The sequence below is a fragment of the Paenibacillus hamazuiensis genome, from assembly GCF_023276405.1.
In the GTDB taxonomy this organism is placed as follows: domain Bacteria; phylum Bacillota; class Bacilli; order Paenibacillales; family NBRC-103111; genus Paenibacillus_AF; species Paenibacillus_AF hamazuiensis.
Genome location: NZ_JALRMO010000001.1, coordinates 7,403,020 through 7,412,500 on the forward strand (window position 1 = coordinate 7,403,020; position 9,481 = coordinate 7,412,500).

At 58.9% G+C, this 9,481-nt stretch carries 7 protein-coding genes (1 of these 7 cut by a window edge); all 7 read left to right on the forward strand.

Annotated elements, in window-relative coordinates; all coding sequences use genetic code 11:
- Window positions 1–49: 49 nt before the first annotated feature.
- Window positions 50–1,273: a serine hydrolase domain-containing protein gene (locus tag MYS68_RS32670; RefSeq protein ID WP_248929775.1), complete on the forward strand. Its 1,224-nt coding sequence runs from the start codon at window positions 50–52 to the stop codon at window positions 1,271–1,273.
- Window positions 1,274–1,393: 120 nt separating this feature from the next.
- On the forward strand, window positions 1,394–1,915 hold the full coding sequence (locus tag MYS68_RS32675; protein WP_248929776.1) for a peroxiredoxin: 522 nt from the start codon (window positions 1,394–1,396) through the stop codon (window positions 1,913–1,915).
- Window positions 1,916–2,085: 170 nt separating this feature from the next.
- A complete protein-coding gene (locus MYS68_RS32680; protein ID WP_248929777.1) occupies window positions 2,086–3,471 on the forward strand; it encodes a polysaccharide deacetylase family protein in 1,386 nt (461 codons plus the stop codon).
- A 72-nt stretch (window positions 3,472–3,543) separates the two neighbouring features.
- A complete protein-coding gene (locus tag MYS68_RS32685; RefSeq protein WP_248929778.1) occupies window positions 3,544–4,521 on the forward strand; it encodes an AAA family ATPase in 978 nt (325 codons plus the stop codon).
- A 10-nt stretch (window positions 4,522–4,531) separates the two neighbouring features.
- Complete coding sequence (locus MYS68_RS32690) at window positions 4,532–5,734, forward strand: DUF58 domain-containing protein (RefSeq protein WP_248929779.1); 1,203 nt, start codon at window positions 4,532–4,534, stop codon at window positions 5,732–5,734.
- Window positions 5,721–8,045 (forward strand): transglutaminase-like domain-containing protein, encoded by a 2,325-nt coding sequence (locus MYS68_RS32695; RefSeq protein WP_248929780.1) that lies wholly within the window; start codon window positions 5,721–5,723, stop codon window positions 8,043–8,045. Before MYS68_RS32690 ends, MYS68_RS32695 begins: the two co-directional genes overlap by 14 nt.
- A 114-nt stretch (window positions 8,046–8,159) precedes the next feature.
- A protein-coding gene (gene guaA / locus MYS68_RS32700) for a glutamine-hydrolyzing GMP synthase (RefSeq protein WP_248929781.1) crosses the window boundary here: on the forward strand, window positions 8,160–9,481 show its 5' portion. 217 nt of this gene lie beyond the right edge of the window; only the first 1,322 of its 1,539 coding nucleotides appear in the window; it begins with the start codon at window positions 8,160–8,162; its stop codon lies off the right edge, out of view.

Here is a 9,481-nt window from a genome sequence, read left to right on the forward strand (position 1 = left end):
TGCCTATCGGATAGAAGTAAATAAAACGATAGGCAGGGAGAGCCGTACGATGACTAAACGAAAAAGAAACCGGAGCCTGCTGTCCATGGCGGCAGGCTTTTGCTGTTTGGCATTGCTCGTGTCGGCATGCGGGGCGAAAACGGACCCGAGGTTTTACGACAATGCCAGCGTCATCAAGCAGGTGGAGAAGAGCAAAGCTCCGGACCATTGGCCGACGGGCGATTGGAAGACGAGCACGCCGGAGCAGCAGGGATTAAATTCGGCTGCGCTCGCCGAATGGGTGGAAGGGCTCGGCAATTTGAATTTGCACAGCTTTATCGTTATCCGGAACGGCTACATCGTCGCCGAAGGCTACAACAGCACGACGGATCGGCAAACGAAGCAGCAGGTCAAATCGGTCACCAAGAGCATCACCTCGGCGCTGGCCGGACTCGCCGTAAGCGAGAAAAAATTGGCGGGGGCCGATGAAACGCTGGGAGACTTTTTCCCCGAAGCGGCGCAGGATGCAACGAAGGCGCATATCAAGCTGTCGGATCTGCTGATCATGCGCTCTGGCCTGGAATGGGATAATACGAATGAACGTTCCTCTTTGGAGATGATGAGCAGCTCCAACTGGCAGCAGTATATTTTGGATAAACCGGTCGTTGCCGAGCCGGGGACTACGTATAACTACAGCAACGGCAACGCCCATTTGGTCGGACTTGCCGTGGAGAAGGCGACCGGGGAGCGGCTGCAGGACTACGCCGTGCCGCGGCTTTTCGCTCCGCTCGGCATCAGCAATTTCGGCTGGGATACCGACCCGCAAGGACATTCCAACGCCGCTTTCGGACTTGAGCTCACCTCTCGGGATATGGCTAAAATCGGCCTGCTGTATCTTCAAGACGGCGAGTGGGACGGCAAGCAGGTGCTGCCGAAAAAATGGGTCGAGCAGACGATCTCCAAAGGCAAGGACCGGAAGTATACGGACGGCACTTTAGGAGGCTACGGATATTTTTGGTTCCTGAAAAAAATATCGACCGAGCAGGAGGAACCGTTTGACAGCGACATGTTTTATGCGGCGGGCTCGGAAGGGCAGCGGATCTTCGTCATTCCCGGGCAAAATATGATCGTCGTATTAACTGCAAACAATACGCAGGACGATTACATGCCGGAAAAACAGCTTGTTTCGCTGATGAGAGCGGTGGAGGATACGAAGCCGCTGGCGGCCGATGCCGCGGGAGAAGCGCGGCTCGCACAAGCGGTCAGCCTGTTTAAGACCGTTAAGGATAAATAACGGTTCGGGCGGAGCCGATAAAGCTTGATGCCGGCCGAAGATTGGCGAAAGGTTGAATATGTACACCCCTTGGTGATAATGTTTGTATAACATAATCGCGCAAGGGGTGTTTGTTTGCTCATGAGAAAATGCTGTGAAGCGATGTTTGCGGATAGCGGAGGCGCCGCATTGGAAGCTGTGGCGGTCGGCCGGCCGGTCCCCGATTTTACGCTGCCGGCGAATACGGGGGAAGATATCAGCTTGAGCGGCCTGCGCGGCCGCAAGGTCGTCCTTTACTTTTACCCGGGAGATATGACTCCGACCTGTACCGAGCAATCGTGCGCTTTCCGCGATTTCAGCGGACAGTTCGCCCGGTATAACGCTGAAGTGATCGGGATCAGCCCGGACGATCTGAAGTCGCACCATAAGTTTGCGGCCAAATACGAGCTGCCTTTTCCGCTGCTTGCGGATGTCGGTCATCGGGTATGCGAGCTGTTCGGCGTGTGGAAGCTGAAGAAAATGTACGGCAGGGAGTACATGGGGGGGGGGGAGCGGTCTACCTTTTTGATCGATGAAGAAGGCCGGCTGGTCAAGGAATGGCGCAAGGTGAGGATTAAGGGCCATGTGGCCGAAGTGTTGGAAGCCGTAAAATCGATGCAGTAAAGCAAGCCGCTGCTCTTCCCGCCGGAAGATGAAGCGGCTTTTTGCTTCGCCGGTACGGTTTTGCCGTCTTTTTGCGGGGCGGTCGTATCGGGACGGTCATATGGCCAAGAACTCTCTCATATACTCTATCAGTGTCATCCTAATGATAGAACTGATGGAGGGATCGCTTCATGCGCCACATGGGCCGCCGTAATTTTCGCTGGATTTGCTTGCTGATCGGATTGACCGTTTTACTGAATGCAGGGCTTGTATCGCTGCCGGGTCCGGTGCAGGCGGACAGCATGGAAGGCGATTCCGCAGGAGCCGGAGTTTATGAGCAGCTTAAAGCAGGGAAGCGGCTGCTTCAGGACAAGGAATATGCCGCTCCGGAACAACCGACGGTGTATTTGACATTTGACGACGGGCCGAGCAGGCTGACGGACCGTGTGCTCGATATTTTGCGGGACGAAGACGTCAAGGCGACGTTTTTCGCTTTGGGCGAGGAAGCGGAGAAATGGCCGGACGCGGTAAAACGCATCGTAAAAGAAGGCCACAGCCTTGGAAATCATACATACAATCATGTGTACAATGAGCTTTATTCCGGATTTGACGCCTTTTGGGAGCAAATTCAGAAGTCGGAGACCCTCTTCTACAAACAGACGGGGGTGCGCCCCAAACTCATTCGCGCTCCGGGAGGCACCTACGGCAACTTTGACCCGTTTTACTTCTATTATTTGGATCGGGCGGGATATACCTTGTTCGATTGGAACATCGACAGCGGGGATGCCCGCAGAGCGGGGGTTAAGGCGAGCGAGATTGTCGGCACCGTGGAAAAAGGACCTTTTCGCGAGGAAATGATCGTGCTGATGCACGACGGTACGGGCCACGAAGAAACGGTAAAGGCGCTGCCGGAAATCATCCGTTTGTTTAAAGACAAAGGTTATGCGTTCGCGCCGCTGACCGATAAAGTGAAGCCGGCTCTGATGGCTCCCGGCAAAAGCAAATGGCCGCGGACCTATACGAAGGAATCGTTTGAAAAAGCGACCGCTGCCGCCGTCGCCCACGCATCGGTCTACGAGCCCCAACCGCAGGCGCCGAATGCCGTGCCGATCCCCGTCCTCGAACCGGAGCCGGCCAAAGCGGCGGCGGCCCCGGCGCATAAAGTGCCGCTGACGCTGCAGCTCGGAGGGCTGCGGTGGCAGATGGATGAGGGCGGTTATCTGTTTAAGGACGGGCGTTTCCTCGTTCCGCTCCGGCAGTTGATCGAACGGATGGGCGGCATGGTCGTCTGGGAAGACAAGAGCCGTACCGCGGTTGCGGGATACGGCTTGTACAGGCTTCGGTACGATACCGCCCGTCACGAGCTGCTGATGATGAAGCCGGGATTTCGGTTCAAGAAGTTTTCCATGGCGCAAATGGAGCTTCATGACGGTTATCTGTTTGTCCCTCTGCGGACTACGGTCGAGATGCTCGGCAGCGAAGTGACCGGGTATATGCTCGGCTCCGAGGAGCGGGAAGTCGACGTAGCCCTTCGCCACCAGCTTTCCTTCTTTCATTCCTCTATGAAATCCGTCTAAAACTAGCGAATGGTGGAAAAACTAGAATCCATAGCTGCATTTTTATGGATTTGAAATGAGGAGGATTCCACCATGCCGTCGTATTCTTATTTATTCGACCAGCCGCTCGTATTGTATGAACGAATGCTTCACAATATGGAGAAAGTGATCGTAGGCAAAAGAGAAGTGCTCGAAAAGGTGCTTGTCGCTTTGTTTTGCGGCGGGCACGTGCTGCTCGAGGATGTGCCGGGCACCGGAAAAACGATGCTGGTCCGCACGCTGGCAAGGACGGTGGGCGGCGAGTTCAAGCGCATCCAAATGACCCCGGATTTGCTGCCGTCCGACATTACCGGCGTGTCGGTATATAACCGGCAAACGTCGCAGTTCGAATTTCGCCCGGGCCCGATTATGGCTAACCTTGTGCTCGCCGACGAGCTTAACCGCACGTCGCCCAAGACGCAGGCGGCGATGCTGGAGGCGATGGAGGAGAAGCGGGTGACCGTGGACGGCCACACGTATCCGCTGCCGGAGCCTTTCATGCTGCTCGCCACGCAAAATCCGGCGGACCACGAGGGCACGTACCTTCTCCCCGAGGCGCAAACCGACCGCTTTTTCGTGAAGCTGACACTCGGCTATCCAGGCCGGGGACATGAGATCGAGATGCTGAGCCGCGCCGAAGGCCAGGAGCCGTTGGATGCAGTTAAGCCGGTCATCGTGCCGGATGAGCTGCTCGCTTTGCAAAAGGAAGTGCGGCGTATTTATGTCGACGGGACGCTTAAGGAATATATCGTTGAGCTGGCCGTGGCGACGCGCAATCATCCCGATCTGTCGCTTGGCGCAAGTCCGAGAGCGTCTATAGCGCTGATGCGGGCAGCCCAGGGCAAGGCGTTTGTATCCGGGCGCAGCTACTGCATTCCGGACGATGTGAAAGACATGGCCGTTCCCGTTCTGGCCCATCGGCTCGGGCTGAGCGCCGAAGCCCGCATCACCGGCAAACGCGCGGAAGCGGTTGTGCAGGAAACGATTGCGGCCGTACCGATCCCCGTTCTGCGGCAAGCGGCTTCCAGGTAAGGTGGCGGCCATGTCCAAAAACATGTGGAGCGCCTTCGGATTGTTTTCGTTATGGGGAGCCTCGCTTGCTTACGGCCTGATTTGGGACGGTAAGCCGGCGTGGGCGCTGTTTTTTGCTTTAACGGCCTTGCTTCTTTATGCAAGCTTGACCTATGCTTTCACCTTGCAACACATTCATGTGGAAAGGAAAGGAAGCCGGGAGCGGCATATCGGCGGCCAGACTGCGGAAATAACCGTGCAGGTCCGCATCAGATCCGCATTCCCTTTGCTTTGGCTCATGCTGGAAGAAACGTGGCTGCACGAGCAGTCGGGAGAGCGGCTTGCGTTTGGCAAACTCGTCTTTCCCTGGTATCGCGGCAGCCTCGCCTTTCGTTATGCGACGGGAGCTTTGTCCAGAGGGATTTATCGGCTTGAGCAAAGTCAGGCGGTTACCGGAGACGGCTTCGGTTTGTTTGAAAAAAGCCGCATCTTGAGCGGGGACAACACGCTTGTCGTGCTGCCCCGCCCGCTGCCCTGCGACATGTGGCGGGATTTCGCCGGCGAAGAGGGCGCCCGCGCGCTGCAGTCGCTGCTGCGCTCGTCGCCGCATATCGGCGGCGTTCGCGAATACGTCCACGGAGATCCGTGGAATCGGATTCATTGGCGCTCTTCGGCCAAAGCGGACGGCTGGAAAAGCAAATTGAACGAACCCGAGACGACTCACGGTCTGCTTATATATATCGATACGTCCGGCTTCCGCCCCGGAGAGCGGTTCGAGCAGGCGATCAGCCTGGCAGCCGGGTTGATCCAGGCCTGCGCGGAGCGGGGGATAGCGGTAACGGTAGCCGGAGGTGAGGCGCCAAGCGAAGCGGGAAAGATGCGGAGCGGCGGAGGCCTGCAAAAAGAGATGGAGCATCTGGCTTCGCTATGCGCCGGGAAAGGGAATAACGGACAGGCGACGGAAGCCGGACCGTTATTTTCTTCGGAACGTTTAAGAGGATTGCCGAGGGAAACGACCTTGATTTGCATGATCGATTCCCTGGACGGCCGCCTGGCGGAGGAGCTTAAGCATGCCGCGGCCCATGGGCAAAAAGTGGCCGTCGTCTCTCTTGGCGACAGGTCTGTGGCCGGCACGGAGGAACAGCAGCGCTACGAACAGCTGCGCGTTTTAGGATGCGATTTGATTGTAACGCCCGGTCTTGCGGAAGGGAGGGGTATCCGTGCAGGGGCTTAACCTTCGCTACGATCCGTGGCGGCTGGGTGCCGCTTGGGGAAACCGTCCGCATCATGGCGGCGAAATGCAATCCTCCCGCGAGCGTTCGCATCCGGTCGAATGGGTGCGAAGCGCCGTATTGACGGTTGTTTTGTTTATGCTGTTCCGGGAGTGGATCGATCCGCTCGTCCGGTTATCCGAAGTGACGGAAATCTACAGCAGCGTCCCGTTTTTATGGGCATTCGGCCTGTTTATGCTGCTCGATTACGTCAAGGTTCCGGCGATCGCCGGAACACCATTGAAGCTGCTGATCGCGATGGCCATCTCGGGGTATTTGCATTTTCCCGAAACGTTTCTTTCCGGGGGATGGCTCGGCGAACTGTCCGGTACATTGCTAGAGGATATGCAATCGCTTTTGCGCGGAAATATCGCGGATTTGAGCCCGCCTGCGCGGACGTTTTCCTTTCTGGCCGGCTGGGCGCTGCTTATTTCCGTCGTGCAGACGCTTGTGCTGCAGCGCCAGCATGCGTTCTGGTTCGTGCTGCTCTCGCTGTTTTATTTGATCCTGCTACCGGTCGGCTTCGGCCTCGATACGACCCCGGCGCTGCTCCGCACGCTCGGACTCGGGCTGCTGCTGCAGGCACTTGTACAGCTGCCGCGGCTCGAGCAGCGGCATGGCCTCGCGCCGCGCCGCGCTTTGCCGGCGGCCTGGCTCGCCGCGGCGGCGCTGCTGGCCGCCGGCTGCATGCTGGCCGGCTACGGCGGGGCGCAGCTTGCCGGCCGCGATGCGCCGAGCGCCGACTGGCGGCGGCTGACGCCTGCGCTGGAGCGCTGGCTCGAGCCGTATGCCCCCGGCGCCGCGCTCGCGCCGCGCGGGCAAACCGGCTACAGCGGCGACGACGCCGTGCTCGGCGAGCCGCTGGCGGCCGACGCCCGCGTCGCGTTTGTCGCCCGCACCCCCCGCCTGACGTATTGGCGGGGGGAGGCGAAGGCTAGCTACGACGGCCGCGGCTGGCGGCCTGCGGCAAGCCGCCTCGAGCGCGCGGAGGCGCTCGAGACAAACGAGCCTGCGCCGGATGCGCTGGCGCAGGATGTGCTGCCGAGGCAGAGGGGCCTCGGCAGGCAGCTGTTCGCGGCCGGGGACATCGTCCGCGTCGAAACGATGCGCTCGGAGCGGGGCGAAGCCCTCTCCGGCGCAATGCTGTGGGCCGATGCGGCGTCCGGCCGCACGTTTATCCCGCAGCTAGCCGATGAGCTCGGCTATTACCGCATATGGTCCGTCCCGGTGCCGGCGGAGCCGCGGCCGGACGGCAGCGCCCCGGCGTCCCCTCCCGAGGGGAGCGCCGCTTATTTGCAGCTGCCGGACAACCTGCCGGCGCGCGTCGCTGATCTCACGAAGCGGATTACGGCATCCGCCGCCGCTCCGTTCGATCAAGCGAAAGCGGTGGAGGCGTACTTGCGCGCAAACTACGCCTACACGCTGAACGAGACGAAGCCCCCTGCGGCGGGGGAGGACTTCGTCGATCATTTCCTGTTCGTGCAGAAGCAAGGGTACTGCAACCACTTCTCCACCGCAATGGCGGTTATGCTGCGCACGATCGGCATTCCGACCCGCTGGGTCAAAGGGTTCGCCCCGGGCACGGTCGTGGCCGCGGATGCCGCGCCCTTTCCGGATGAAGCGGGAGGCCGCCTGACGGTGGAAGTTACCGCCAAGGACGCTCATTCCTGGGTCGAGGCGTATATTCCCGGCACCGGATGGGTCGCCTTCGAGCCGACGCCGGGGTTTCAGGCGGCAGAGTCGCGATCGCAAGGGCTCGAGACCGTTTCCGCGCAAGCCTCCGCTGCGGCAGTGACGACAGCTTCTCTGAATGCGGAGCCGGCTTTCCGTACGGATCCGGCCGCTTGGCTGAATAGTTTCCGCAGCGCGGGTTCCTTCTCTCTCTTGGGGCATAATATGACCATCGCTGCTGCAGCTATGGGGCTGCTCCTGTTCGCTGCGCTTGCCGCGCGCCGTCTCCACCTTGCCGGCGGACCTGCCGCGGCGGTTTCCGTATACGCGCCGCCGCCTGTTAAAATGCTTCCTGCGGTCAAGCTGCTTGACCGGCTTTGGCGCAAATGGGCGAAGCGGCACGGCCCGCCGGTTCCGGGGCAAACGGTTCGCGAGTACATGCTTTCGCGGCCGTTCGCGACGGAGGCGGAACGACAGGCGGCCATGGAGTTTGTCCGGCTCGTCGAAGCCGCCAGCTACAACGCTCCGTCCGGTACGGCGATCACCAAACGCCAGGTCATTGACATTTGGCGCACCATGACAGCGAAGCAGCGCAGCAAATAGGGCCAATCGTTTCTTGACGCCTTGGATTCCCCTTAGCTATAATTAACTCTATTAATTTGCGGGGAGACGGCGTATGAGCCGTTTCCTTTCGGATCACATTTTAAGGGGGATATCATGGACAAGCCGAACGAAATCATCGTCGTGCTCGACTTCGGCGGGCAGTACAATCAGTTGATCGCGAGACGGATCAGGGATCTGGGCGTTTACAGCGAGCTTTTACCGTACAATACGCCTGTGGAGAAAATCAAACAGCTTCAGCCTAAAGGGATCGTGTTTTCCGGCGGTCCTGCCAGCGTGTACGGAGAAAACTCGCCGATCGTCGACGAGGCGGTTTACGATCTGGGCATTCCGATTTTGGGCATATGCTACGGCATGCAGCTGATCGCCCATCAGCTTAAAGGCAAGGTCGAGCGGGCGCAAACGCGCGAATACGGTAAAGCCGAAGTGGATTTCAAAGACAGCTGCTCCCTGGTGCACGGGCTGGAGAAACGCCAAACGGTCTGGATGAGCCACAGCGACCTCGTCGTCGAGCCGCCGTCCGGCTTTATTATCGATGCCAGCACGGACCATGCTCCTGTCGCAGCCATGAGCCACCCGGAACGTAAAATGTTCGCCGTTCAGTTCCATCCTGAAGTCAGGCACTCCGTGTACGGCAACGACATGATCAAAAACTTCCTGTACCGCGTTTGCGGCTGCGAAGGCAAATGGACGATGGAATCGTTCATCGAGGACACGATCCGCGATATCCGCAATCAGGTCGGAAACAAGAAGGTGCTGTGCGCGCTTAGCGGCGGGGTCGATTCTTCGGTCGTGGCGATTTTGATTCACAAAGCGATCGGCGATCAGCTGACCTGCATGTTCATCGATCATGGACTTCTGCGCAAAGGCGAAGCGGAAAGCGTCATGGACACATTTGTCGGCAAATTTGATATGAAAGTGGTCAAAATCGACGCGAAGGAACGTTTCCTCGGCAAATTGGCCGGCGTCGACGATCCGGAGCAGAAGCGAAAAATCATCGGCAACGAATTTATCCGCGTGTTCGAAGAAGAATCGGCGCGTTTCGACGATTTCGATTTCCTGGCTCAAGGTACGCTGTATACGGATATTGTGGAAAGCGGCACGGCAACCGCGCATACGATCAAGTCCCACCATAACGTTGGCGGCCTCCCTGAGGATATGAAATTCAAGCTCGTCGAGCCTTTGAAAGCTTTGTTCAAGGACGAAGTGCGCAAGGTCGGCGAAGAGTGCGGCCTGCCTGCGGCTATCGTATGGCGCCAGCCGTTCCCGGGACCGGGTCTTGCCATCCGCGTGCTCGGCGAAGTGACCGAGGAGAAGCTGCACATCGTGCGCGAGTCCGACGCGATTCTGCGTGAGGAAATTGCCAAAGCGGGACTGGACCGCGAGATTTGGCAGTATTTCACCGCTCTTCCGGGAAT